Below are 25,261 nucleotides of genomic sequence, written 5' to 3'. Positions count from 1 at the left end.
CTACGAGCGGGCGGCCGCACGGGCGCTGGATGCCGCGGCTCGCCGGTGCGCATCCGGGAGCGCCGCGAGGAACGCGTCGACGTCGTCCGCCGTGCTCGATCGCCCGAGGGTGATCCGCAGGACCGAGCGCGCCTCGCGGTCGCCGTATCCGAGCGCCATGACGACGTGGCTCGGTTCCGCGATCCCGGCCTGACACGCGGACCCCGTGGAGACCTCGACGCCGGAGTGGTCGAGCAGGAACAGCAGGGTCTCGCCCAGCGCGTCGGGGAACAGGACGTGGACGTGGCCCGGCAGCCGCCGGTCCGGCGAGCCCAGCAGGCGCGCCCCGGGGACGATGCGACGGATGCCGTCGGCCAGCCGACCCGCGAGCGCCGTCAGTCGCGGCGACTCGGCGTCCCGCTCAGCCGCTGTGAGCTCGAGGGCGACGGCGAGGGCAGCGGCACCCGCGACGTCGGGGGTGCCGGAGCGGAGACCTCGCTGCTGTCCGCCGCCGTGGAGGACGGCGCCGATCCGGGCGAACCGCGAGACCACGAGTGCCCCCGTACCGACGGGAGCGCCGACCTTGTGACCCGAGACGCTGGCGGCGACGAGTCCGTGCGGCGCATTCCCCGTTCCGCGGAGCGCCGCGAAGTCGATCGGTGTGTGGGCGATCGCGCCCACCGCGTCGAGGTGCAGCGGCACGGCGGCATCCGCTGCGGCCGCGGCGAGACGCGCCACGTCGGACACCGTCCCCACCTCGTTGTTCGCGACGAGCGCCGTCGCGAGGGCCGCACCCGGCAGCACCGCGGCGAAGGCGTCGGCGTCGATCGCCCCCTCCGGGTCCAACGGCACCGGGCGGACCTGTGCCCCCTGGGCTGCGGCGAGCCACTCGACCGTGTCGAGGGTCGCATGGTGCTCGCCGTCGGGCAGGACGATCGCCGAGCGGTCGGGCTCCCGCGCCCACCACAGGCCCTTCACGCCGAGGTTGACGGACTCCGTGCCCCCCGAGGTGAAGACGACCTCGATCGGATCGCAGCCGAGGACCGCCGCGATGCGCTCGCGCGCATCCTCCAGGACTCGGCGTGCGGCTTGCCCCGCACCGTGCACCGAGGACGCGTTCCCGGTCAGCTCCGCCGCAGCGAGCCACGCCTCGCGCGCTTCGGGCCGCAGCGGCGTGGATGCCGCGTGGTCCAGATAGACCCCCATCGCCCTCCGCCTGCCGCTGTCGTCCATCACCTGCTCACTACTGTAGAACGCATGATCTCCGCCCCGGCCGACCCGACCACCGCGGCATCCGTCTCCCCCGCCGCAGACCTCCTCTCGGACACGTACGACCGTCTCGGGGTACGTCTGCACGACGGCGTCGCCACCCTGCGCATCTGGTCCGGCGACGCGAGCGCCGTCGAGGTGGTCGTGTTCGACGACGACGACCCCGACTGGATCGTCGAGACTCTGCCGCTCTCGCCCGCGGGCGGCGGCGTCTGGGAGGTGACGACACCCGTGCTCCGCCCGGGCGTGCGATACAGCGTGCGCGTCGACGGACCGCACGGCCCGGGGATGACGTTCAATCCCGCGACCCTCCTCATCGACCCGTACGCGCGCGGACTGGCGGTGCCCGGCATCCATTCCTGGAGATCGGTCGTCGTCGACGAGTGCTTCGACTGGGGTGGCGTGCGCAAGCCCGAGACGCCCCTCGACCGCACCGTCGTCTACGAGGCGCACGTCAAGGGGCTCACCAAGCGGCATCCCGGGGTCCCGGCGGCGCTGCACGGCACGTACGCCGGCATGGCGCACCCGGCGATGATCGAGCACTACCAGCGCCTCGGCGTGACCGCCGTCGAGCTCCTCCCGATCCACGCCTTCGCCAGCGAGCCGCGCCTGCTGCAGCTGGGCTTGACCAACTACTGGGGATACAACTCGGTGGGGTTCTTCGCGCCCCACGCCCCGTATGCGACCGCGGCGGCGCAGGCCGAGGGCGCAGGCGCCGTGCTCCGCGAGGTCAAGGGCATGGTGAAGCTGCTCCACCAGGCCGGCATCGAGGTGATCCTCGACGTGGTCTACAACCACACCTCCGAGCAGGGGCTCGGGGAGCCGCGGTCGAGCTTCCGCGGCATCGACAACCGCGCCTACTACCGGCAGGCCGAGGACGGTACCTACATCGACGTGACCGGATGCGGGAACTCCGTCGACACCTCGACGGATGCCGCGGCCCGATTGGTCCTCGACTCCCTCCGCTACTGGGCGAACGGGGTGCAGATCGACGGGTTCCGATTCGATCTGGCGCCGACCCTGGGACGGGATGCCTCGCACACGTTCACCGCTGACCATCCGCTGCTGCGCGCGATCATCGACGACCCCGCGCTCACCGGCGTGAAGAAGATCGCCGAGCCGTGGGACGTCGGCCTGGGCGGATGGCAGACCGGCGGGTTCGGCACGGGGTGGAGCGAGTGGAACGACCGGTACCGCGATCGGGTCCGGAACTTCTGGCTGAGTGACATCGACTACTCGCGGCGCGCGGACGTGACGCCCGTCGGCATCGGCGGGTTCGCCACCCGCCTGGCCGGCTCCGCCAACACGTTCAGCGCCGAGCGGGGACCCCTCGCGAGCGTGAACTTCGTCACCGCGCACGACGGGTTCACCCTGCACGACCTCGTCTCCTACGACGTCAAGCGCAACGACGCCAACGGCGAGCACGGACGCGACGGCGCGGACACCAATCGATCCTTCAACCACGGCTTCGAGGGACCGACCGACGACGAGGCGGTCTTGCGCACGCGGCGGCGGGCCATGCGGAACCTCATGGGCACGCTCCTGTTGTCCGCAGGTGTCCCGATGATCACCGCGGGCGACGAGATCGGCCGGAGCCAAGACGGCAACAACAACGCGTACTGCCACGACTCGGACCTGACCTGGTACGACTGGGACCTGAGCGACTGGCAGGAGGAGCTCCGCGCGCACGTCGAGCTGCTCACGCGCATCCGCCGCGAGAACCCCGCGCTCCGCCCCGTGCGGTTCGCGCATGCCGACAAGACGGTACCGAGCGCCTCGGTGATCGACTGGTACGACGAGCACGGCCAGACGATGTCGGTGGAGCAGTGGACGGATCCGTCCCACCGGACCCTGCAGTACGACGCCCAGTCGACTCCGGAGCACGAGGCGCCGAACCGCATCCTCCTGGTCGTCCATGGTCGCGAGCGGGGGACGGACATCACGCTGCCCGCGCTGGACGGGGTCACCAGGTTCGTCCCGCTCTGGTCGAGCGTCGACGAACGGCCGTCCGATCACGCGGACGTCCGAACCCCCGGCGAGACGTTCCCCGCGGCGGGGACGTCAATGTACCTGTTCCGGGCCGAGTGATCCAGGGCCGTTTCCGGGCCCGCCCGGCAACGGTAGGTTCGGAACGTGGCCTCACCGATCTCCCCCGCTTCCGTCCGCAGCTCCGCAGAGATCCCCCTTCGCCCGGCGAAGGCGACGAAGAAGGATGCCGGGATCCGCAACGGCCGCATCCCGATCGCATCGCATCGTCCGAGCGTCCCGGGCGGCAGGTTCGCCCCGTCGGCCTTCGTGGGCGAGGCGGTGCCCTTCACGGTCGCCGCGTTCCGTGAAGGCCACGACCGGATCGGGGTGCACCTGCGGCTGACGTCACCCTCGGGAGTCGCTACTCTGCACCGGTTGCATCCGCTCGACGACGGCTTCGACACCTGGCAGGTGCACGTCGCACCCCTCGAACAGGGGGTGTGGCGCTTCCGGTTCGAGACGTTCGCCGATGACTACGCGACCTGGCGGCATGCCGCCGAGGTGAAGATCGCGGCCGGTGTCGACCCGATCCTCATGCGGGAGACGGGCGCTCGCCTGTTCGAACGCGCAGCCGCGGAGAAGACGCGACCTGCGGACGAACGGACCGCCCTCACCGCGGCCGCCCGCGCGCTCCGCGACGACTCCGTGGACGACGCTGCGGCACTCATCATCGTCCGCGACCCCGCACTCGCCGACGCGTTCGCCGACCGGCCCGCTCTTTCGCTCCACACCGTCCACGAGGAGAACACGCTCCTCGTGGAACGCGAGCGGGCGGGCGTCGGAGCCTGGTACGAGTTCTTCCCCCGCTCCGAGGGCGCCGAGCGGATGCCGGACGGCACCGTCCGCAGCGGCACCTTCCGCACGGCGGCGAAGCGCCTTCCCGGCGTCGCGGCCATGGGCTTCGATGTCCTCTACCTCCCCCCGATCCACCCGATCGGCGAAGTGAACCGCAAGGGTCCGAACAACACCCTCGACGCAGGTCCCGGCGACCCGGGTTCCCCCTGGGCCATCGGCTCCGCCGCCGGCGGGCACGACTCGGTCCACCCCGACCTCGGCACGTTGGAGGACTTTCGCGCCTTCGTCGACGCGGCTGCCGCCCAGGGGCTCGAGGTCGCGCTCGATCTGGCCCTCCAGGCCGCGCCCGATCACCCGTGGGTCACGGAGCACCCCGAGTGGTTCACGACCCTCCCGGACGGATCCATCGCGTTCGCGGAGAATCCGCCGAAGAAATACCAGGACATCTATCCGGTCAACTTCGACAACGACCCGGACGGTATCCGCGCCGAGGTCCTGCGCATCGTCCACCACTGGATCCGGCAGGGTGTCCGCATCTTCCGGGTCGACAATCCGCATACCAAGCCGCTGCAGTTCTGGGAGTGGCTCATCCGCACGGTGAACGCGGAGCACCCCGACGTGGTCTTCCTCGCTGAGGCTTTCACGCGCCCGATGCCGATGCGGGCGCTCGCGCAGAGCGGTTTTCAACAGAGCTATTCGTACTTCACCTGGCGCAACACGAAGACCGAGATCGAGGAGTTCTTCGCGTCGATCGCCGATGAGACAGCCGACTTCATGCGGCCGAACCTCTTCGTGAACACCCCCGACATCCTCACCGAGTACCTCCAGTTCGGCGGTCGTCCGGCGTACCGCATTCGTGCGGCGCTCGCCGCGACCGCGGGCGCCAGTTACGGCGTCTACGCGGGCTACGAGCTCTACGAGAACGTCGCGCGTCCCGGCTCGGAAGAGAACATCGACAACGAGAAGTACGAGTACAAGTTCCGCGACTGGGAGGCCGCCGAAGCATCCGGCGACTCGCTCGCGCCGTACCTGCGCCGGCTCAACGAGATCCGACGCGCGCACCCCGCGCTCCGCCAGCTCCGCGGGCTCCACCTCCTCGGCTCCGACGACGACGCGATCGTGGCCTACGCCAAGCACCTCCCGGCCGCCCTCTCGCCGACCGGGGAATCCGACACGATCATCGTCGTCGCCAACGTCGACCCCCACTCGGCCCGCGAGACGACGGTCCACGTCGACTCGGAGCTCTGGGGCATCCCCCGCGGCCACGACTACGACGTCGAGGACCTCGTCACCGGTGCCCGCTGGACCTGGAACGAACACAACTACGTCCGCCTCGACGCGTTCGCCGAACCCGTCCACATCCTCCACGTGAAGGCACGCTCATGACCCGTCCCGACGATTCGATCCTGGATGCCGTCGGTGCCGGCGCCTACCACGCCCCGCACGATGTGCTCGGCCCCCATCAGGACGGCGACGGGTGGGTGGTACGCGCGCGCCGTCCCTTCGCGCAGACCGTGACCGCCGTCCTCTCCGACGGCGCCCGCGTCGAGCTCCGACACATCCGCGCGGGCGTCTGGGAGGGCGAGACGACGGTCCAGCCCACCGCCTACGACATCGTCGCCACCTACGAGGGGGCGCCCGACTACCGTGTCGACGACCCCTATCGCCATCTGCCGACGGTCGGTGAGGTCGACCTCCACCTCATCCGCGAAGGACGCCACGAGCAGCTCTGGAAGGTGCTCGGTGCGCACGTGCGCCACTACGACGCGCTGAGCGGCGTGTCGTTCGCCGTCTGGGCTCCCAACGCCCGGGCCGTCCGCGTCGTCGGCGACCTCAACGGGTGGGACGGTACGCAGCACGCCATGCGTTCCCTGGGCTCCACCGGCGTCTGGGAGCTGTTCGTCCCCGGCATCGGCGTGGGATCCGCGTACAAGTTCGAGATCCTCACCGCCGACGGGCAGTGGGTCATGAAGGCGGACCCGATGGCGCGTCGCGCGGAGGTCCCGCCCGCGACGGCATCCGTCGTCACCGAGAGCGAGTACACCTGGTCGGACGACGAGTGGCTCGCCGACCGCGCGAGCGGATCGGTGCACGACCGGCCGATGTCGACGTACGAACTCCACCTCGGGTCCTGGCGTCCGGGACTCGGCTACCGCGAGGCCGCTGACGAACTCGTCGACTACGTCGGCGGGCAGGGCTTCACGCACATCGAGTTCCTGCCGCTCGCCGAGCACCCCTTCGGCGGCTCCTGGGGCTATCAGGTCACCGGCTACTACGCCCCGACGAGCCGCTTCGGTACGCCCGACGAGCTCCGCTACCTCATCGACCGCCTCCACCAGGCGGGCATCGGCGTCATCATGGACTGGGTCCCGGGGCACTTCCCGAAGGATGCGTTCGCTCTCGCCCGCTTCGACGGCGCGCCCCTGTACGAGCACCCGGATCCGCGCCGCGGTGAGCACCGCGACTGGGGCACGTACATCTTCGACTACGGCCGCAACGAGGTGCGGAACTTCCTCGTCGCCAACGCGCTGTACTGGTTCGAGGAGTTTCACGTCGACGGGCTGCGGGTCGACGCCGTCGCCTCGATGCTCTACCTCGACTACTCCCGCGAAGAGGGCGAGTGGGAGCCGAACATCCACGGCGGCCGCGAGAACCTCGAAGCGATGCGTTTCCTGCAGGAGGTCAACGCCACGGCCTACAAGCGCTACCCCGGCATCGCGATGATCGCCGAGGAGTCGACGAGCTTCCCGGGAGTGACCGCGCCGACCAGCCAGGGCGGTCTCGGCTTCGGCTTCAAGTGGAACATGGGCTGGATGAACGACTCGCTCGTCTACATCGGCCGCGACCCGCTGTACCGCGCTCACCACGAGGGTGAACTCTCGTTCTCGTTCGTCTACGCCTTCAGCGAGAACTTCGTCCTGCCGATCAGCCACGACGAGGTCGTGCACGGCAAGGGGTCGCTGTTCACCCGGATGCCGGGCGACCACTGGCAGCAACTCGCCAACATGCGCGCCTTCCTGGCGTACATGTGGGGGCACCCCGGCAAGCAGCTGCTGTTCATGGGCCAGGAGTTCGGGCAGATGTCCGAGTGGTCCGAAGGACGCGGTCTCGACTGGTGGATGCTGGACCAGCCCGCGCACCAGCAGCTGCAGCACTTCGTCTCCGCACTGAATCACACCTACCGGGACGAGGCTCCGCTGTGGGCGCGCGACAGCGACGGGTCCGCGTTCTCCCGGGTCTGGCCTCACTCCCCCGACAGCAACGTCCTCGGGTTCGCGCGGCGCGACCACGACGGCGGCACGGTCGTGGTTCTGTGCAACTTCGCCGGGTCACCGCGTCACGACGTGCGACTGACGCTGCCCGAGACCGGTGTATGGGCCGAGGTGCTCAACTCCGACGCGGCCGAGTTCGGCGGTTCGGGCGTCGGCAACTTCGGAGGCGTGACGACGGATGCCGACGGTACCGCGCACGTGACTCTGCCGCCGCTGGGCGTCCTCTGGCTCCGCCACCGCCGGGAGGCATGAGAAACCGCCGCGAGGCATGAGAAACAGCCGCGCGGCGTGAGAAGGGGGTCCGGGGCTCAGCCCCGGACCCCCTTCTCCGTCGTCTGCGGGAGACGTCAGAACAGCAGGCTCGCCAGACGACCGCGCGCCCGGATCACCCGCGCATCGGCGTCTCCGACGACACCGAACAGCTCGAGCAGGCGCTCCCGCACGGGAGCACGCTCCTCGGCGGGAAGAGCCGCGAACAGGTCCAGCAGGCGCGCGAACGCGTCGTCGACATGACCACCCGCGAGATCGAGGTCTGCGACCGCGAACTGCGCGTCGACGTCGGCCGGCGCTGATGCGGCAGCCGCGCGGGCCTCGGCGAGATCGAGGTGCTGCACGCGGGCGAGCAGGTGGACCTGCGCCAGCCCGGCTTTCGCATCCTCGTCACGGGGATTCTCCGTCAGCGCCTGTTCGTACGCGGTCGCGGCAGCGGCATAGTCGCCGGCCTCGATCGCATCGAACGCCGCCTGATGCAGGGGCGGGAGCGCGGGAGCAGCGTCATCGCCCTCGGCCGTCGGTGCCCCCTCCATCGGAATGGTGCCGGTGACGCCGTGCTGGGCGGCGAGCTGCAGAAGCTGCGTGAACACCTCGCGCACCTGCGCCTCGGGGACCGCACCGGTGAACAGCTGCACCGGCTGCCCCGCGACGAGCGCGACGACGAGCGGGATCGACTGGGCACGGAAGCTCTGGGCGAGCTGGGGATTCGCGTCGACGTCCACCTTCGCGAGCACGAGTCGACCACCGAGCTCGGTGACGAGCTTCTCGAGCACGGGACTCAGCTGCTTGCACGGACCGCACCACTCGGCCCAGAGGTCGACGACGACGGGAACCGTCTTCGACAACTCGAGCACCTGCCCGAAGTCCGCATCCGTGACGTCGAAGACGAGGCGGGATGCCGGTGCCTGCCCGTCCGGCGAGGGCGCGGTGCCGCCGGCGGGCGCCGGGCCGGCGGGCCGGTTGCGGAGGGACGAAAGGTCGACGGCGCCGCGCAGGACGGCACCGGGGGCGGGGGTACTCACTCTTTCTCAACCACCTTGGCGTCGAGGACGTTGGAACGGGAGGCGAGCAGCTGGATCTTGTCGTTCGACCCCTGCGCGGGGACGAAGAAGTACAGCTGATCGGTGTAACGGGTGCGGAATCCGGTGCTCGATTGCGAGACGCCGGACAGCGCCTTCACGACGACGTTGTCGCCGAGCTTGATCACGGCGTCCTCGTCGGTCGGCACGATCGTCTCATTCTCCGTCACCGTGACCGCGACGATCGCGCCGCTGTCGAGCGTGACGAGTGAGAGTGGCTCGGACGGGCCGGGCTCGGCGAGGAAGGAGACGCGGCCGGTCTTCTCACCGGTCTCGTTGAAGTTCTTCAAGAGCGTCGCGCGGTTCTCCGCCACCAGCGGGCGGAAGGTGTCGCTCTTCTCGTCGAACATGCCGGCGAATTCGCTCTTGGCACCCTTGTCGAGAACGTCCGCATACGCGGCCGCGAGGTCCTTGGGCGGCATGAGGAGGAACGGCGAGTTCGGCTCCACGGCGACGGCGCCCACGTACTTGGCCGCGAGGTTCATGCTGGCGTCGGCCCGGAGACTGGAGATGTAGGCGACCTTGTACTCGGCCCAGGGATTCTCCTGCGTGGCGGTCAACACCGTCCCGACTCCGTCGGCGTCTTCGACGACGGCGAGGAACATGCGGGGCCAGTCGTTCTGGGCCTGCGGGAGGAACGCCGTCATGTCACCGGAGGGGATCGCCGGGAGGGCCTCCGCCTTCGGAAGTGCCGTGCGCAGGCGGTAGTTGGTCTCCCGTTCCACGAGGGCGGGGCCTGTCAGCCTGGCCGCCGCCACCTTCGGGTCGTTGGCCTTGTCGGCGGCTTGCACCTGCTCGGAGATCCTCGTCAGGATCCGTTCGGCCTGCGTCTGGGTGACGGCCGGAGCACCCTGACCTTCCGGGACGATGACCGACGGAGTCGGAGAGGGCGTCGTCCCGGGCTGGAGATCGGGCCATGCCTCGGGCGAGCAGCCGGTCAGAGCGATGCCCCCTGCCACGAGAGCAGAGAGCGCGACCACGCTGCGCCGACGGCCGATCGTCAGGCGCCGCCGGGTGGGGGCTGCGGTGATCACGCCCTTCTCCGCTTCTTCGACCGCGAGGTCGATCGGCTGGGTCTGCGTGAGCGGCAGACCCTTCCGGCGGGGACCGCGGGAGCGCCGTACATGACGGAGAGCGAGGATGTAGAGGACCAACCCCACGACGGCCATGGCGATGCCGCCCGCCAGGAGAGGACCCGCCCAGGGGGTTGTCGCGCCCGTAGGCCAGGAGACACTCATGGCGGAGGGGGCGGCCGCCGAGCCGTCGGAGGCGACCAGGACGCTCATGTCCTCGGGCAGCCGCAGCGTCGTCGCCAGCGAACCGTCTTGCTGGAACTCGTCCAGCCACAGGTCGGAGCCGGCGGGAGACGCCGTCGGCGACGCACCTTCGACCGGAGCCGAGGCGGGGACCGTTTTCGACGTCGGTTCGCCGTCCTTACCGAGGGTCACGTGCACGTACGGCGTCGGTGCGAGCCACGCCGTGACATCCTGGGTCCGCCCGTAGGCGGCGAAGACCTGACCGGTCCCGTCGATGCGAACGGTCTGCGCACCGGGATGACTCGCGAGCACGGCCCCGTCGATCAGAACGTACGGCTCTGCACCATCCGTCGAGATCTTCGCCGTCTCGGTCGTGGGAGCCTCGAGGATCGTGCGCTGTGCGATGCCGGCACCGATCATCACCGTGGCCAGTACGAAGGCGATGATCGCCCACACGAATCTCACGAACCGCCGCCCTCCTCCGACCTGCATCAGGGAGTGCATGGCCGATCGACATTCCAGCCTAGCGAACGGCGCTGGCAAACGCGTGGGAGCGTGTGTCTGCTCATGAGGTCGCTATGAGAGAACTAGGGTGAGTGCAGACCTGGGAAAGGGCCGACGTGAAGATCCAGCATCCGTTCCGTACTGCACTGATCGCCACGCTCGGCGTGGGCGTGGGCATCCTCATCCTGACCGGTGTGCAGACGCTGTCGACGGTGTTCCTCTACATCGGCACGGCATTGTTCCTCGCTCTTGGACTCGACCCCGTCGTCTCCTTCTTTGAGCGCCGCGGCCTCCCGCGCTGGGGAGCCCTGGTGGCGACCTTCGCAGGGCTCCTCGCTATCGCGTCCGCCCTCGTGCTCATCGTCGTGCCCGTCCTCGTGGACCAGATCGCCAAGCTCGTCCAGCAGACTCAGCGCCTCGTGGACAGCGCGATCAACGGCGAGTGGAACCCGATCACGGTCGTCAGCAAGTGGCTGGCCGACACCTTCCCGCTCCTGCAGGTCGACATGGTCCTCAACTACGTGAACGACTGGTGGAACGGACTCGATTTCACCGACATCGGCGCGTCCCTCGGATCCGGCCTGCTGTCCTTCGGCGCGGGGATCGTCGCCTTCGCCACCGGGACGATCATCGTCCTGATCCTCACCATCTACTTCACCGCGTCGATGCGGTCGCTTAAGCGCTCCGTCTACCAACTCGCCCCGGCGTCCAAGCGGGAGCGGTTCGTCGACCTCTCCGAGCAGATCACCGCCTCGGTGGGCTACTACGTCATGGGGCAGGTCATCCTCGGTGCCATCAACGGCATCCTGAGCGCCGTCTTCCTCTCGATCATCAAGGCGCCGTTCCCGGCCGTTCTGGCCGTCATCGCCTTCTTCTTCTCTCTGATCCCGCTCGTCGGTACGCTCACCGGATCTGCCATCATCGTGATCGCATGCCTCGGGCTCGCCTCTCCCCTGACCGCCCTCGTGGCACTCATCTGGTACCTCGTCTACATGCAGGTCGAGGCGTACTTCATCTCGCCGCGCATCATGAGCCGCGCGGTCTCGGTCCCCGGCGCCGTCGTCGTGATCGCGGCGCTGGCGGGCGGTTCGCTCCTCGGCCTGTTGGGCGCCCTCATCGCCATCCCGGTCGCCGCGAGCGTGCTGATCATCTACCGACAGGTCCTGATCCCGCGTCAGAACGAACTCTGATCAGGCGATCCGCCAGCAGGCGGTGTGCCAGTGGCGCCGCGCCGCCAGATCGGCGGCATCCCCCAGCACACCGTCGGCACGCCAGACGACGACGTGCGCCGTTCCCCGCGGCACCGTGCGGCCGCAGCCGGGGCAGGTGTACTCCTTCTGCGCCTGGACGGCCGACACCGGTTGAACAGTCCATTCCACACCGCGTCGCTGCTCGGTCCGCTTCCAGCCGGCCAGCAGGCGATCGAAGGATGCGTCGGAGCCGGTGGGCTTCCGGCGGTGCGAGCGGGGCATCGGCTCAGTACCAGCCCGAACGCTGCGACTTCCCCCACGCGCCGCACGGGGTGCCGTACCGACCCTGGATGTAGCCGAGGCCCCACGTGATCTGTGTCGCCGGGTTCGTCTGCCAGTCAGAGCCCACGGACGACATCTTGCGTCCGGGAGTGGCCTGGGCGATCCCGTAGGCACCGCTCGAGGCGTTGTACGCGTTGACGCGCCAGCCCGACTCCTTCTTCCACAACGCGACCAAGCAGGCGAACTCCGAGTCGCCCCAGCCGCGCGCGGTCACCATGTCGTAGGCGATGGCCTGCGCGCTCCCGGGATTCGGGGTCACGAACGGCGGGCTCCACCCGGATGACGAGCCCGAGCCGGACTTCTTCGCGGGGGTGGGAGTGGGCGTCGGAGTGGGGGTCGGCTTGACGTACACCGTGTACTCGCTCGCACGGTCGAGTTCGAGGACCGGGGCCTCGCCGGCGTGATACTGCTGCGCGTCGTGGACCGTGGAGGCGTAGAGCGACATCGGGTCGAGTTCGGTCGCCTCAGCGGTGTTCGGGAACGAGACGAGCGGGACAAGGGATGCCGCCACGAACCCCGCCGTCGCCATCACCGCGAACGCCCCGAGCACACCGCGACGACGCGACCAGCGGGAAGCAGGTGCGACGCGTGCCGAGTGCCGGCCCGACCGCGCGGCGACGCCGGTGCGGGACGGGAGGATCTCGTTGCCGGAAGTCACAGTGCACCGATCATATCCGCGGCGGGGAACCGCCGCCACGCGGTCATCCGACGGACTGCATCACGTCGACCACCGCGTCCAGCACGGCATCCACCTGCGCCTCGTCGTAGCCACGGAGCTGCATACGGAACGCCACCGTGCGCACCTGCTCGATCGTGAGCCCGTCGCCTGCCTCGAGGTACCGCGCGACGCGACCCGCGACGAGGTCGACCTCGTCGACGCGATACCCGAAGCGAAGGGGCGAGACGCGCCGGAACTTGTGGTGGGCGGGGCGGGACAGCCTGTCGAGGATCTCCTGGGCGAGCGCACGGGACGCGCCCACCCACGCGCGCGCGCCGCGCTGCGACATCGCCGCGGCCCGCTCCCGCTGCGCGAACGCATCCTCGATGCGTGCCAGGGCGGCATCGACGGCCTCGACGGCGTACCCGTCCCGGACGATCGGGAAAGCCGCGCTCCGGATGTCCTCGGACGTCACCGTCGTACCCTCGGTCTCGAACGCCGCGCGCGTCGAGGCGAGGAACTCGTCGACGGGCTGACGCGCGTAGCCCTTGCGACGGCCGGAGGCGGGGAAGGCAGCGGGCGAAGTCAGTTCGGTCATGTCAGTGCGCTCAACGGATTCAGGAGGATGTACAGGGCGAGGCCGGGGACGAGCGACGGGAGGATCGAATCGAGGCGGTCCAGCACTCCCCCGTGGCCGGGGAGGAACGAGCTCATGTCCTTGATGCCGAGGTCGCGCTTGATGAGGGACTCGCCGAGGTCGCCCACCGTCGCGGAGACGAGGATGGCGAGTCCGAGGATGAGGCCGGCCCAGAGCGGGATCTGCAGCATCAGGACACCGAGCAGCCCGCCGGCGACGAGGCTCGCGACGACGGCGCCGCCGAACCCCTCCCAGGTCTTGTTCGGGCTGATCCGAGGGGCCATCGGGTGCCGACCGAGCGCGACTCCGCTGGCGTACGCACCCGTGTCCACCGCCACGGCGATGACGAGCACGGCGAGCAACCACAGCTCGCCGTGATCCTGACGCAGGATCACCAGTGCGAGGCTGCCGTGGAACACGACGTACACCTGGATCAGACCGCTGGCGAGGACATCGCTGACCACATCGCCGTACCGCCGCCCGTCATGAGCCGCCATCTGGGCGACGAGACGCCACACGACGACGAGGACGACGGCGGCGAAGATGACGAACCACTGCGTCAGGTAGCCCACGAACGCTGCGCCGAGGACCAGGACACCGCCCGACAGCTGCGCGGCGAGGTCGATCCGACGCCCCGCGGCCTGGAGAGCACGGGTGAACTCGAGCGCTCCCATGAGGCACAGCGGCACGGCGAAGGCGATGAACGCCCACTTCCAGAACAGCAGCGACCCCAGCACCACCGCACCGATCGCGAGACCGATCAGGGTGGCGACGAGGAGATTGCGCCCGGAGCGCGCGTTCAGGCGCTCGTTGGCCTCTTCGAACTCGACACGGGCACGTTCGATCTGGCTCTCGAACTCGCTGCGCGCCGCACGCACGTGAGCCTGGAACGACGACGAGTCCGCCGCGGCATCCCCGCCGCGGCGCGAGTCGGATCGGCTCGGGGAGGCGTCCGGTCCGGGCGCCTTCCCCGATGCGTCTTCGGACATGACGATCTCAGACCTCGAGGAGTTCTGCCTCTTTGCGCTTCAACGCCTCGTCGATCAGGTCGACGTGCGTCTTGGTCACCGCGTCGAGCTCCTTCTCGGCACGAGCGAGGTCGTCGTCGCTCACTTCGCCCTTGAGAGCGTCGAGCTCGTCCTTCGACTTGCGACGGATGCCGCGGACGTGCACCTTCGCGTCCTCCGCCTTGGTCTTGACAAGCTTGACGTACTCCTTGCGGCGGTCAGCCGTCAGCTCGGGCATCGTGACGCGGACGACGTTGCCGTCGTTCGACGGATTCGCGCCGAGGTTCGGCATGTCGCGGACGGCCTGCTCGATGCCCTTGAGCGCGGACTTGTCGTACGGGGTGATGACGAGCGTGCGAGCCTCGAGCGCGTTGAGCGATGCGAGCTGCGCCAGCGGGGTCGGGGTGCCGTAGTACTCGACCATGACCTTCTGGAACAGCTGCGGGTTCGCGCGCCCGGTGCGGACGGTCGAGAAGTCCTCTTTCGCAGCCTCGACGGCGCGGTCCATGCGGGTCTTCGTGTCGGCCAGGATCTCGGCGATCACGGTCTCTCCATTCGTCGGTACGTCCTGTTGAGTCTAGTCGTCGGCCGGGGTGGACCTCAGACGCTGACGAGCGTGCCGATCGATTCTCCGAGGAGTGCACGGGTGACGTTGCCGGCCGGCTCCATACCGAACACGCGCATGTCCATGCCGTTGTCCATGCACAGGCTGAACGCCGTTGAATCGACGACTTTGAGGCCACGCTGCAGAGCGTCGCGATAGGTGATCGTGTCGAGCTTCTGCGCCGAGGCATCCGTCTTCGGGTCGGCGGTGTAGACGCCGTCGACGCCGTTCTTGGCGACGAGGACCTCGACCGCTCCGATCTCGAGGGCGCGCTGCGCGGCCACCGTGTCGGTCGAGAAGTACGGAAGTCCGGCGCCGGCGCCGAAGATGACGACGCGGCCCTTCTCGAGGTGACGCTCGGCGCGGCGCGGGATGTAGGGCTCGGCGACCTGTGTCATGGAGATCGCGGACTGCACGCGTGTGGCGGCGCCGGCCTGCTCGAGGAAGTCCTGAAGGGCGAGCGCGTTCATCACCGTGCCCAGCATGCCCATGTAGTCGGCGCGGCCGCGGTCCATGCCGCGCTGGCTCAGCTCAGCGCCGCGGAAGAAGTTCCCGCCGCCGACGACGACGGCGACCTCCACGCGGTCGACGGCCGCCGCGATCTCTCGGGCGATCTGGCTGACCACGTCGGGGTTGACGCCGAGCTGGCCGGCACCGAACGCTTCGCCGGAAAGTTTCAGAAGGACGCGACGGCGTCCGGTGTTCTCATCGATCACGCGGGGATCCTCTCGTCTAGGGGGAGACTATCGAACGGCACGGAAAAGGGGTCCGCATCTTCCGATGCGAACCCCTCGTCCATCTGCTTACGCGCCGACCTTGAAGCGGGCGAAGCCGGTGATCGTGATCCCGGCGTCGGCCGCGACCTTGGCGACGGACAGCTTGTTGTCCTTCGCGTAGTCCTGGTCGAGCAGGGCGACCTGCTTGAAGAACGCGTTCACGCGACCCTCGACGATCTTCGGAAGGGCGGCCTCGGGCTTGCCCTCGTTGCGGGAGATCTCGGTGACGATCTCGCGCTCCTTGTCGACGTCGGCCTCGGGGACCTCGTCGCGCGAGAGGTACGTCGGGTTGGCGAACGAGACGTGCTGCGCGATCGAGCGAGCGGTCTCGGCGTCGTCACCCGAGTAGGCGACGACGACGCCGACCTGCGGGGGCAGGTCCTTGCTCGTCTTGTGCAGGTAGACCTGGAACGCGTCACCGGACAGGGTGCGGACGCGGCGCAGCTCGACCTTCTCGCCGATGATGGCGGCCTCGTCGGAGATGAGGTCGGCGACCGTCTTGCCACCGGCGTCGGCGGCGAGAGCAGCCTCGGCCGAGTCGGCACCGGCTGCAGCAGCCGCGTCGAGGACCTTCTCGGAGAGCGCGATGAAACGCTCGTTCTTGGCGACGAAGTCGGTCTCGGTGTTCAGCTCGATGAGCGTGACCTTGCCGTCCTGCTCGCGTGCGGCGATCAGGCCCTCGCTCGTGGAGCGGTCGGCACGCTTCGCGTTGCCCTTCGCGCCCTTGAGGCGGAGGATCTCGACGGCCTTCTCGAGGTCGCCCTCGGCCTCCTCGAGCGCCTTCTTCGTGTCGACCATTCCCGTGCCGAGCTGCTCGCGCAGCGCCTTGATGTCGGCGATGGTGAAGTTTGCCATGGGTGGCGGCTCCTCAGTAGTTGGGTGGTTGTATCCGGACGTCGGCGCCCCGCGGGTGGCGGGGCGCCGACGGGAAGATCACTCGGCGGACTTGGCCTCGGCGGGAGCCTCGGTCGCCTCGGCGGCCGGAGCCTCCTCGGCAGGAGCCTCGGCAGCGGGAGCGGACTCCTCCGCAGCCGGAGCGTCGGCCTGCTCGGCGGGAGCGGACTCGAGGAGCTCGCGCTCCCAGTCGGCCAGCGGCTCGGCCTCGGCCGACTCATCGGTCGGGTTGTGGCGCTGGATGAGACCCTCGGCGGCGGCGTCGGCGATGATGCGCGTCAGCAGGCTGACCGAGCGGATCGCGTCATCGTTGCCCGGGATCGGGAACTGGAACTCGTCCGGGTCGGCGTTCGTGTCGAGGATGCCGATCACGGGGATGCCGAGCTTCTGCGCTTCGCTGACCGCGAGGTGCTCGCGCTTCGCGTCGACGATCCAGATGGCCGACGGCGTCTTGGTCAGGTTGCGGATACCGCCGAGCGACTTGTGCAGCTTGTCGAGCTCGCGCTTCTTGAGAAGCAGCTCCTTCTTCGTGAAGCCGCTCTCCGAGGGGTTGTCGAAGTTGAGCTCCTCGAGCTCCTTCATGCGAGCGAGGCGCTTGGAGACCGTCGAGAAGTTGGTGAGGAGGCCACCGAGCCAGCGCTGGTTGACGAAGGGCTGGCCGACGCGCGTCGCCTGCTCGGCGATGATCTCCTGCGCCTGCTTCTTGGTGCCGACGAAAAGGACGGTGCCGCCGTGGGCAACGGTCTCGCGGACGTACTCGTACGCCTTGTCGATGTAGCCGAGCGACTGCTGCAGGTCGATGATGTGGATGCCGCTGCGCTCGGTGAGGATGAAGCGCTTGACTTTCGGGTTCCACCGGCGGGTCTGGTGTCCGAAGTGGACGCCGCTGTCGAGCAGCTGGCGAATGGTGACGACGGCCATGGCCGTTCTCCTGTTCTGTGTGGTTGATCGCGCCGGACCGTTGGTCGCGACGAGCCTGGTGCCCGGCACGCACCCGCTCCCGGAGGAGACCGCTGGGTGGGATGCCGCGATGTCGATCGACGTGGTCGGATCGAGCCGCTCAGGGCACGCGTAGTCACCCCGACGAGCGAGGTGCCCCATCAGCATAGCAAGAACGGGGCTTCTCCCCCGCGCCGCGGAGCGACGGATCATCCCCCGGATGGCGAACCCGTCGTCGCACGGTTGTGGCACCCGTCGACGATCAGGGGATGCACCCCCGCATCCTTCGCTCCCCCGCGTCGACCGCGGCTCTCGCCCTTCTGCTCGCTCTGGCGCCCTGGGGCGCGGCTGCCGCGGAGGACCCGCCGCCCTCCTGGCGGCTGCCGGTGAGCGGAGCCCGTGTCCTCGTTCCTTTCGAAGCGCCCGCGCACGATTACGGACCCGGGCATCGGGGCATCGACATCGGGCCCGTCGACGACGTAGTCGCGGCGCCCGCGGACGGGGTCGTGGCGTTCGCCGGCACCGTCGTCGATCGCGGGGTGGTGAGCATCGATCACGGGGGCGGATGGGTCACGAGCGTGGAGCCCGTGACGCCGACCGTCGCCCCCGGTGACGTCGTGCGGGCCGGCGACCCCATCGGCCGGATCTCCGAGGGCGGTCATGCAGGGCCGGGCTCCCTCCACGTCGGCGTGCGGCAGGACGGCGAGTACGTGAACCCCCTCGCGCTGATGGGTCGCGTCCCACGGGCCGTGCTACTGCCCTGCTGCTGAGCGCCCTAGGCGCGCGGGTGGGCCAGCCGGTAGGCCGCGGTCAGTCGTTCGGTGGACACGTGCGTGTAGATCTGCGTCGTTCCGAGGCTCGCGTGCCCGAGGAGTTCCTGCACCGCGCGGAGGTCGGCACCGCCGTCGAGCAGGTGCGTGGCGGCCGAGTGGCGGAGCGCGTGGGGGCCGACGGCATCCGCTCCCACGACGGGGCCGACGATGCGGCGGACGACGTCGTACGCGGTGCGCACGCCCAGGCGTCCGCCGCGCGCGCCGAGGAAGAGCGCGGATGCCTCCGTACCGGCGAGGAGGGCGGGCCGTCCACGGACGATCCAGGCGTCGAGCGCGAGAGCTGCGGGCGCCCCGTAGGGCACGACGCGCTCCTTGCCCCCTTTACCGAACACCCGGACCGTCGCCGCTCCGCGGTCGAGCGAGTCGAGATCGAGGCCGCAGGCTTCGGAAACCCGCAGGGCCGAACCGTAGAGGAGTTCGAGGAGCGCGGCATCGCGGAGGACGATCGGGTCCCCCGAGGCGTCAGCCTCGACGCGCAGATCGTCGAGGGCGTGCTGAAGCGACGACGTCGACGCGACGGCAGGGAGGGTGCGGCCTCGCTTGGGGGTCACGAGCCGCAGGGTCGGGTCGTCCTCGCGCAGTCGCTCCCCCGCCGCCCACGCGAAGAAGCCGCGCACGGATGCGGTGCGTCGAGCAAGACTCGCCCGCGCAGTGCCGCGCTGGGTCGCCGCCCACAGCCACTCCCGCAGGTCTTCCACGTCGATGCGATCGAGCTCGGGTTCGCCCAGGAAAACGGCGAGGTCCGCGAGGTCGGAGCGATACGCCCGCACCGTGGCGGCGGAGAGCCGGCGCACGCGTTCCGCGTGCTCCGTGTAGAGCAGGACCGCCGCCGACATACGCACCTTCCCAGGATGCCGCGCGATGACCGCGTCGTCGGGAGGCGTGCCGATGCGCGGCGGAGGCGCCGCCTCATCCCGGGGACGCTGAACGCCGCCATCCGTCCGGACCGCGCCGAGCCCGCGCCTCGAGCTCGAGCACCGCGAGGAGCCCTCGGGCCTCTTCGGGCGCGAATCCCGCCCGGAGCGCGACATCCTCCGGCGTCCTCGGACTCCGGATGCTCAGGGCGTCAAGGACGCGCGTCCGATCGTCCGTCCTGTCCGGCGACATCGATCCGGATGTCTCCGTGCCGCCGTACAGTTCCGCGGCATCGTCCGCAGACGTGATGCAGCGCGCGTCGTACTCCCGCAGCAACCGGTGACATCCCGCCGACGCCGCGCTCGTGACCGGTCCCGGGACGGCCCCGAGCGGTCGGCCCAGCGCCGCTGCATGACCTGCGGTGTTGAGCGACCCGCTGCGCCAGCCCGCCTCCACCACGACGGTCGCGCGGCTGAGCGCAGCGATCAGCCGGTTGCGCTGGAGGAACCGCCACTTCGTCGGCGCCGTCCCGCACGGAACCTCGGCAACGACGACCCCGGGACCTCCGGCGATGCGCCCCAGCAGATCGGCGTGACCGGCTGGATATGCGCGGTCGACGCCCCCTGCGAGCACGGCGACGGTGACTCCGCCCGCTGCGAGGCACGCGCGGTGCGCCATGCCGTCGATGCCGTACGCGCCCCCCGACACGATCGACGCGCCCCGGTGGGACAGTTGCGTGGCGAGCTCAGCGGTGACGTGCTCCCCGTAGGCGGTCGCCGCACGGGCTCCGACGAGGGCGAGGGCGGAACCGTCTCGGCGCAACGCCTCCGCGTCGCCCCGGGTCCAGAGTGCATGAGGCGAGTGGATGCCGAGATCCTCCACCGCCGCGGGCCATGTGGCGCTTCCCGGCACGATGAGCGACGCGCGGACGCGCCTCGCGCGGTCGAAGGCGTCGTCGACGGTCGCCCAGCGCGCACGCCAGCGGCGTCGCCCGGCGTCGACGGCCGCGTTCCCGGTGTCGGCATCCCTGACGGCGACATCCAGTGCCTCGACCGCCCCCATCTCAGAGATGAGGGCGCCGGCCACGCCGTCGCCGGGCTCGGTGAGACACGACCACACTGCGGCGGCGTGATGTCGGGCGACGGCCTGGGCGTCCTCGAGCACCGCGGCGGGCACGAGGCCCGCCAGACGACCGCGCCAGGCGGTGAGGTCGGAGCTCATCGCGGCGACGCTCCTCTCTTGAGGTACAGCGCACCGCCGATGTCCGCAGCATTCGGACGGCCCCGACCGGCGAGGTCGGCGAGCGTCCACGCCACCCGGAGGACTCGGTCGTAACCGCGCAGTGTGAGGGAGCCACGGTGCAGCGCGTCGTCAAGCGGGCGCGTGATCGACGGCTCGGGGCGAAGCGGGCCGGATCGGAGCCATGTTCCCTCCACCTCGCTGTTGGTGCGCCAGGGGGTGTCGGACAGGCGGTGACGTGCGCGGTCGCGTGCACCCGAGACTCGCTCGCGCGCCTCGTCCGTCGTCATCCCTGCGACCACGCTCTGCGTCGCGGACACGCGCTGCAACCCGAGTTCGATGTCGATCCGGTCGATGAGGGGACCCGACAGTCTGCCGAGGTAGCGCCGGATGGCGAGCGAAGGGCAGGAGCAGGCACCTCCCGGGACGCCGTAGTTGCCGCAGGGACACGGGTTCGTCGCCACCACGAGTTGGAACCGCGCGGGCAGAACCGCGCGGAAGCCGACCCGGTGGATCTCGATGCGGCCCGACTCGAGGGGCTGGCGGAGGGCGTCCAACGCATGCCCGCTGAACTCTCCCGCTTCGTCGAGGAACAGGACTCCCCCACTCGCTCGAGCGATCGCCCCCGGCTGCAGGATCCGACTCCCCCCGCCGACGAGAGCAACGGCCGACGCGGTGTGATGAGGCGCTTCGAACGGCGGTCGACGACGAAGCGTCGTGACGGGCAGACCTGCGAGCGAGCGGATCGACGCCACTTGCAGGGCCGTCTCGTCGTCGAGGTCGGGCAGGAGGCCTGGCAGACGCTTGGCCAACATCGTCTTCCCCGCCCCCGGCGGGCCGCTCATCAGCAGGTGATGGCCTCCGGCCGCGGCGACGATGAGGGCCTCGACGGCGTCGCGCTGGCCGATCACGTCCGCGAGATCGGGCGTCGCCACCTCATCGGTCTCGACGTCGCCCGGGCCTGCGACCGGCTCGGTCTCGACGTCGGGCACGTCCAGTCCGTGCGCCCGTGCGACATCGCGCAGGCTGACGGCGCCTCGCACCTCGATCCCCTCCACGAGCGCCGCCTCGGCGAGGTTGCCGTGGGGGACGATGACTCGGCGGAAGCCAGCCCGCGCGGCCGCCAGGACGGCCGGGAGGATCCCCGAGACGGGGCGTAGTCTGCCGTCGAGACCCAGTTCGCCCAGGTGGACCGTCTCAGCGAGCGACTGCCGATCCAGCGGGGCCTCGGTCGCCACCGCAGCGATGGCTACGGCGACGTCCAGGGCCGAACCCCGCTTGGGAAGGTTCGCGGGCGACAGGTTCACCGTCACATGACGACGAGGCAGCGCGAGGTCGCTGTTGGCGCAGGCGTTGTGGACCCGCTGCTGCGCTTCGCCGAGCGCCTTGTCCGCCAGACCGATGATGGAGAAGCCGGGGATCTGGTTCGAGAGGTCCGCTTCGACCTCCACGATGTCTCCCACCAGTCCGGTGAGGACGACGGACCACGTACGGCCGAGGCTCATCGGAGGTCCTCCAGGTGCTCCACGACCGCCGACTCGGGATCGGGGCCTGTGACGCCGATCACATCGAGCCGCAGTCGCCTCCCCCGAGCTGCGTCAGGGTGAGCGACGACCCAGGCGGCACCCAGGCGCCAAAGGCGATCCCGCTTCCTCGCATCCACGGCGGCGAAGGGATGGCCGAACCATTCGCCGCGTCGCGTCTTCACCTCGACGACGACGAGGTCCCTTCCGCGGGCGGCGACGATGTCGATCTCGCCGCTGCGGCTTCGCCAGTTCCTGTCGAGGATGCGGTAGCCGTGGGTGCGAAGGTGCCTCGCGGCACGCTCTTCGCCCGCTCGGCCGAGGTCGTCTTTCGCTGCCATTCCCCCACTGTCGAGGGCGCGCGATCCGATTCCCGCTGCCACTGCCAGACCCGTGGAGCCTCGTGACGGAACCCGACCTGGGGAGGAGGCTCAGCCGTCGAGCGACAGCTCTTCAGGGAGCTGGAAATCCCGACGCTGCAGTTCCTCCACGTTCACATCCTTGAAGGTGAGGACGCGGACCGACTTGACGAAACGATCGGCGCGGTAGATGTCCCACACCCAGACGTCGGTCATCGAGATCTCGAAGTAGAAGTCGTGCTCGGTGTCCCGGCGGACCACGTTCACATCGTTGGCGAGGTAGAACCGTCGCTCGGTCTCGATCACGTATTGGAACTGACCGACGACGTCGCGGTACTCCTTGTACAGAGCCAGTTCCAGCTCGCGGTCGTAGTCCTCGAAGACTTCGTCATCCATGGTGATCCCATCCTAGGTGGGCGCTCGGCGCGCGCGGACCTAGAACAGCGTCGGCGCCGACGCGATGGCCCACGACGCCCGGTGATGCGCGCTCAGACCGTGGGTCTCGATGGCTGCGCGATGCTCTGCACTCGCGTACCCCTTGTTCCGCGACCATCCGTAGACGGGGGCGTCTCCGTCGAGTCCGCTCATGTACTCGTCACGTGAGACCTTTGCGATGACGGATGCCGCCGACGCAGAGGCGCAGTCCCGGTCCGCCTTGATGACGGGCCGGACACCGCGACCCACCGCGGAGACGGGGGTGATGTAGTCGTGGTTGCCGTCGAGGATCACCAGGGCGTCGTCGATGTCGACCCCTTGGGCGCCCAGTCCTTCGATCGCCCTCACCGCGGCGAGGCCGAGCGCCCGGATGATGCCGACGTCGTCCACCTCGGCCGCCGACGCCCACCCGACGGCGTGCGCGGGGACCCACGCGCGCGCCCGCTCGGCGATGCCCGCGCGTCGGGGTTCGCCGATGAGCTTGGAGTCACGGAGCCCCTCCGGTATCCGGCGGCGGCAGAAGGCGGCATCCGCTGCCACCGCCCCGACGGCGACCGGTCCTGCCAGCGCGCCCCGACCGACCTCGTCGCACGCGATGACGAGCGAGTGTTCTTTCAGCAGGCGGCGCTCCAAGGTCAGCGTCGGCGCGACCGCCGCCATCACGGCGCCGGGACCCCGCTGAACACCTCGTGGTGGAAGTCGAGCGTCCCGAACCGGTCGAACGGCCAGGTGATGAGGAATGCCCGCCCCACGATGTTGTCGATCGGGACGAAGCCGTGACCGGGCTGATCCTGCTGGTATCGGGAGTCCTGGGAGTTGTCGCGGTTGTCGCCGAGAACCCAGACGGAGCCCTCGGGGACCGTGACGTCGTAGTCGAACTCCTCGGGAGCGGACTGCGAGGGGCCGAGATCGAGGTAGGGGGTCTCGTCGATCGGCACGCCGTTGACCGTGACCTGCCCCAGTGCGTTGCAGCAGACCACGTGATCACCGGGTAGCCCGATGATGCGCTTGATCAAGTGATCCTCGCTGTCGGACGCCGTCAGGCCAACAAGGGATCCCAGCCAGTCCAGCGCAGCCGTCAGCGGGGGCTGCTCGGGCTCGTAGGTCGTCGGAAGCCACCCGCCCGGGTCACGGAAGACCACGACGTCGCCGCGCTCGTACGCACCGAAGCGGGGCGTCAGCTCATCGACGAGGATCCGGTCGCCCTTCAGCAGCGTTCGCTCCATCGAGCCCGACGGGATGTAGAACGACCGCACGAGGAACGTCTTCACCAGGAAGGAGACGAGCACAGCGACCAGCAGGATCACGAGCAGGTCGCGGATGAAAGGCCACGGTCCGCGACGGGGACGCGTGTCGCTGTCGACGGCGGGCGACGAGGAGTCGGTGGTCATGCTGTCCTTCACCGGCGCCGGGGTTCGGCGACCATCCACCAGCGTCGCACATGACAGCTGGACCGGGCATCGAAACACCCGGGAACGACGGATGCCCCGGGACAGTGTCCCGGGGCATCCGTGGAAAAGCGCTCAGCGGTCGCGCTTCTCCTTGATCTTCGCCTTCTTGCCGCGCAGCTCGCGCAGGTAGTACAGCTTCGCGCGACGCACGTCACCGCGGGTGACGACCTCGATGTGGTCGATCACGGGGCTGTGCACCGGGAAGGTACGCTCGACGCCCACCTGGAAGCTGATCTTGCGAACGGTGAACGTCTCGCGGACGCCGTCACCCGAGCGACCGATGACGACACCCTGGAACACCTGGATGCGCGAGCGGTTGCCTTCGGTGATGTTGACGTGGACCTTCACGTTGTCGCCGGCGTTGAAGACGGGGATGTCGGACCGCAGCGAGGCTGCGTCGACGGAGTCGAGGATCTGCATGATCGTCACTTCCTGCGACCGCCCCAGGTCGATCGCGAGAGTTAGAGGAGAAAGGATGCGGTGCCCTGTCGGCGCCGATGAGGCTCCGAACTCCCCCGAGGCAGAGGTCTGTCAGGGCACAAGCGTCCATTCTGCCATGGATGCCGACCCCCTCCAAACGCGCCCGGATCAGACGAAGGGGTCGCGCTTCTCCTCGAGGACGACCACCGAAGGATCGCGACGTCCTGCCGTGGCCGGGGCCGTGTAGCGACGGAGGATCACCGAGGGGCGGGCCTCCTGGAACAGCTGCCGGAGGGAGGACCAGAAGACGGCGAGGTACACGACGGTCGCTGCGATCAGGAGCGGCCAGAACCAGGTCTGGTTGAACAAGCCCACCGCGATCGTCAGGACGTGCCAGAGGCCGACACCGGCGGCATCCCACCATGACACCGTCCGCGTGTGCCGGACGGTCCCTCTGGAGCGGATGAGGAGGGTCAGGAGGAGCTGACCGACGAGTACGGAGGGGATCGCGATCACGAGGACCCAGGCGAGCGCCCATCCACCGGCGTCCGAGACGATCCAGCCCACCAGGAGCCAGAGCGGCAGGATGGCCGCGCTCGGGAGGAGCCAGAAGAAGAATCCACGACGCAGGGGCATCCTCCGAT

Annotated in this window: 26 protein-coding genes; 6 read left to right on the top strand and 20 right to left on the bottom strand. The window is 69.5% G+C overall.

Annotation, left to right across the window (positions count from 1 at the left end; genetic code table 11):
- Window positions 1-1,185 (bottom strand): cysteine desulfurase family protein, encoded by a 1,185-nt coding sequence (locus tag Q9S78_RS10985; RefSeq protein ID WP_311870216.1) that lies wholly within the window; start codon window positions 1,183-1,185, stop codon window positions 1-3.
- A 51-nt stretch (window positions 1,186-1,236) separates the two neighbouring features.
- Between Q9S78_RS10985 and glgX the strand changes: the two genes are divergently transcribed.
- From glgX to glgB, 3 genes are read left to right on the top strand one after another with little or no spacing between them, the layout of a single operon-like run.
- Window positions 1,237-3,336: a glycogen debranching protein GlgX gene (glgX, locus tag Q9S78_RS10980; RefSeq protein WP_311870215.1), complete on the top strand. Its 2,100-nt coding sequence runs from the start codon at window positions 1,237-1,239 to the stop codon at window positions 3,334-3,336.
- 45 nt (window positions 3,337-3,381) lie between these two features.
- Window positions 3,382-5,457, top strand: coding sequence for an alpha-1,4-glucan--maltose-1-phosphate maltosyltransferase (locus Q9S78_RS10975; protein ID WP_311870214.1), 2,076 nt, complete (start codon window positions 3,382-3,384; stop codon window positions 5,455-5,457).
- Complete coding sequence (gene glgB, locus Q9S78_RS10970; protein WP_311870213.1) at window positions 5,454-7,595, top strand: 1,4-alpha-glucan branching protein GlgB; 2,142 nt, start codon at window positions 5,454-5,456, stop codon at window positions 7,593-7,595. The genes Q9S78_RS10975 and glgB overlap by 4 nt, the downstream gene beginning before the upstream one ends.
- A 95-nt stretch (window positions 7,596-7,690) precedes the next feature.
- Here the strand turns inward: glgB and Q9S78_RS10965 are convergent, their stop codons facing one another.
- Together Q9S78_RS10965 and Q9S78_RS10960 are read right to left on the bottom strand one after the other, a co-directional pair.
- The gene (locus tag Q9S78_RS10965; RefSeq protein ID WP_311870212.1) at window positions 7,691-8,638 is read right to left on the bottom strand and encodes a tetratricopeptide repeat protein; all 948 of its coding nucleotides are present in this window, start codon (window positions 8,636-8,638) and stop codon (window positions 7,691-7,693) included.
- On the bottom strand, window positions 8,635-10,416 hold the full coding sequence (locus Q9S78_RS10960; protein ID WP_311870211.1) for a DUF8094 domain-containing protein: 1,782 nt from the start codon (window positions 10,414-10,416) through the stop codon (window positions 8,635-8,637). Before Q9S78_RS10960 ends, Q9S78_RS10965 begins: the two co-directional genes overlap by 4 nt.
- A 155-nt stretch (window positions 10,417-10,571) precedes the next feature.
- Between Q9S78_RS10960 and Q9S78_RS10955 the strand changes: the two genes are divergently transcribed.
- Window positions 10,572-11,645, top strand: coding sequence for an AI-2E family transporter (locus Q9S78_RS10955; RefSeq protein ID WP_018188023.1), 1,074 nt, complete (start codon window positions 10,572-10,574; stop codon window positions 11,643-11,645).
- Here the strand turns inward: Q9S78_RS10955 and Q9S78_RS10950 are convergent, their stop codons facing one another.
- The 8 genes from Q9S78_RS10950 to rpsB all read right to left on the bottom strand — a co-directional run bounded on the left by Q9S78_RS10950 (window position 11,646) and on the right by rpsB (window position 17,484).
- On the bottom strand, window positions 11,646-11,927 hold the full coding sequence (locus Q9S78_RS10950) for an Rv1322 family protein (RefSeq protein WP_018188024.1): 282 nt from the start codon (window positions 11,925-11,927) through the stop codon (window positions 11,646-11,648). It lies immediately after the preceding gene.
- Between the two features lie 4 nt (window positions 11,928-11,931).
- On the bottom strand, window positions 11,932-12,645 hold the full coding sequence (locus Q9S78_RS10945; RefSeq protein WP_116229046.1) for an aggregation-promoting factor C-terminal-like domain-containing protein: 714 nt from the start codon (window positions 12,643-12,645) through the stop codon (window positions 11,932-11,934).
- Between the two features lie 43 nt (window positions 12,646-12,688).
- A complete protein-coding gene (locus Q9S78_RS10940) occupies window positions 12,689-13,243 on the bottom strand; it encodes a DivIVA domain-containing protein (protein ID WP_020097221.1) in 555 nt (184 codons plus the stop codon).
- Window positions 13,240-14,271, bottom strand: coding sequence for a phosphatidate cytidylyltransferase (locus tag Q9S78_RS10935; RefSeq protein WP_311870210.1), 1,032 nt, complete (start codon window positions 14,269-14,271; stop codon window positions 13,240-13,242). The genes Q9S78_RS10940 and Q9S78_RS10935 overlap by 4 nt, the downstream gene beginning before the upstream one ends.
- A 7-nt stretch (window positions 14,272-14,278) precedes the next feature.
- Window positions 14,279-14,833, bottom strand: coding sequence for a ribosome recycling factor (gene frr, locus Q9S78_RS10930; protein ID WP_018188028.1), 555 nt, complete (start codon window positions 14,831-14,833; stop codon window positions 14,279-14,281).
- Between the two features lie 56 nt (window positions 14,834-14,889).
- On the bottom strand, window positions 14,890-15,609 hold the full coding sequence (gene pyrH, locus Q9S78_RS10925; RefSeq protein WP_018188029.1) for a UMP kinase: 720 nt from the start codon (window positions 15,607-15,609) through the stop codon (window positions 14,890-14,892).
- 87 nt (window positions 15,610-15,696) lie between these two features.
- Window positions 15,697-16,524 (bottom strand): translation elongation factor Ts, encoded by an 828-nt coding sequence (gene tsf / locus Q9S78_RS10920; RefSeq protein WP_018188030.1) that lies wholly within the window; start codon window positions 16,522-16,524, stop codon window positions 15,697-15,699.
- 78 nt (window positions 16,525-16,602) lie between these two features.
- Window positions 16,603-17,484 (bottom strand): 30S ribosomal protein S2, encoded by an 882-nt coding sequence (gene rpsB, locus Q9S78_RS10915; RefSeq protein ID WP_018188031.1) that lies wholly within the window; start codon window positions 17,482-17,484, stop codon window positions 16,603-16,605.
- Between the two features lie 19 nt (window positions 17,485-17,503).
- Between rpsB and Q9S78_RS10910 the strand changes: the two genes are divergently transcribed.
- Complete coding sequence (locus tag Q9S78_RS10910; RefSeq protein WP_311856821.1) at window positions 17,504-17,638, top strand: hypothetical protein; 135 nt, start codon at window positions 17,504-17,506, stop codon at window positions 17,636-17,638.
- Window positions 17,639-17,771: 133 nt separating this feature from the next.
- The gene (locus Q9S78_RS10905; RefSeq protein ID WP_311870209.1) at window positions 17,772-18,272 is read left to right on the top strand and encodes a murein hydrolase activator EnvC family protein; all 501 of its coding nucleotides are present in this window, start codon (window positions 17,772-17,774) and stop codon (window positions 18,270-18,272) included.
- A gap of 5 nt (window positions 18,273-18,277) precedes the next feature.
- Here the strand turns inward: Q9S78_RS10905 and Q9S78_RS10900 are convergent, their stop codons facing one another.
- From Q9S78_RS10900 to Q9S78_RS10860, 9 genes are all read right to left on the bottom strand, one after another.
- The gene (locus tag Q9S78_RS10900; protein ID WP_311870704.1) at window positions 18,278-19,171 is read right to left on the bottom strand and encodes a tyrosine recombinase XerC; all 894 of its coding nucleotides are present in this window, start codon (window positions 19,169-19,171) and stop codon (window positions 18,278-18,280) included.
- A gap of 73 nt (window positions 19,172-19,244) precedes the next feature.
- Entirely contained in the window at window positions 19,245-20,411 is a 1,167-nt protein-coding gene (gene dprA, locus Q9S78_RS10895; RefSeq protein WP_116229043.1) for a DNA-processing protein DprA, read from the bottom strand.
- Window positions 20,408-21,934, bottom strand: coding sequence for a YifB family Mg chelatase-like AAA ATPase (locus tag Q9S78_RS10890; RefSeq protein ID WP_311870208.1), 1,527 nt, complete (start codon window positions 21,932-21,934; stop codon window positions 20,408-20,410). Before Q9S78_RS10890 ends, dprA begins: the two co-directional genes overlap by 4 nt.
- Entirely contained in the window at window positions 21,931-22,293 is a 363-nt protein-coding gene (locus Q9S78_RS10885; RefSeq protein ID WP_116229041.1) for a YraN family protein, read from the bottom strand. The genes Q9S78_RS10890 and Q9S78_RS10885 overlap by 4 nt, the downstream gene beginning before the upstream one ends.
- A 90-nt stretch (window positions 22,294-22,383) precedes the next feature.
- The gene (locus Q9S78_RS10880; RefSeq protein WP_018188038.1) at window positions 22,384-22,707 is read right to left on the bottom strand and encodes a DUF2469 domain-containing protein; all 324 of its coding nucleotides are present in this window, start codon (window positions 22,705-22,707) and stop codon (window positions 22,384-22,386) included.
- A 39-nt stretch (window positions 22,708-22,746) separates the two neighbouring features.
- Complete coding sequence (rnhB, locus tag Q9S78_RS10875) at window positions 22,747-23,406, bottom strand: ribonuclease HII (RefSeq protein ID WP_116229040.1); 660 nt, start codon at window positions 23,404-23,406, stop codon at window positions 22,747-22,749.
- Window positions 23,406-24,137, bottom strand: a complete 732-nt coding sequence (gene lepB, locus Q9S78_RS10870) for a signal peptidase I (protein WP_181900457.1) — start codon at window positions 24,135-24,137, stop codon at window positions 23,406-23,408. The genes rnhB and lepB overlap by 1 nt, the downstream gene beginning before the upstream one ends.
- A 132-nt stretch (window positions 24,138-24,269) precedes the next feature.
- The gene (gene rplS / locus Q9S78_RS10865; protein WP_018188041.1) at window positions 24,270-24,617 is read right to left on the bottom strand and encodes a 50S ribosomal protein L19; all 348 of its coding nucleotides are present in this window, start codon (window positions 24,615-24,617) and stop codon (window positions 24,270-24,272) included.
- A 168-nt stretch (window positions 24,618-24,785) separates the two neighbouring features.
- Window positions 24,786-25,253, bottom strand: coding sequence for an MFS transporter permease (locus Q9S78_RS10860; protein ID WP_116229038.1), 468 nt, complete (start codon window positions 25,251-25,253; stop codon window positions 24,786-24,788).
- Window positions 25,254-25,261: the final 8 nt, after the last annotated feature.

This window comes from Microbacterium aquilitoris (assembly GCF_031932285.1).
GTDB classification, from domain to species: domain Bacteria; phylum Actinomycetota; class Actinomycetes; order Actinomycetales; family Microbacteriaceae; genus Microbacterium; species Microbacterium aquilitoris.
The sequence above is the reverse complement of the archived record's forward strand: the minus strand, read 5'-3'. Positions and strand labels throughout refer to the sequence as shown.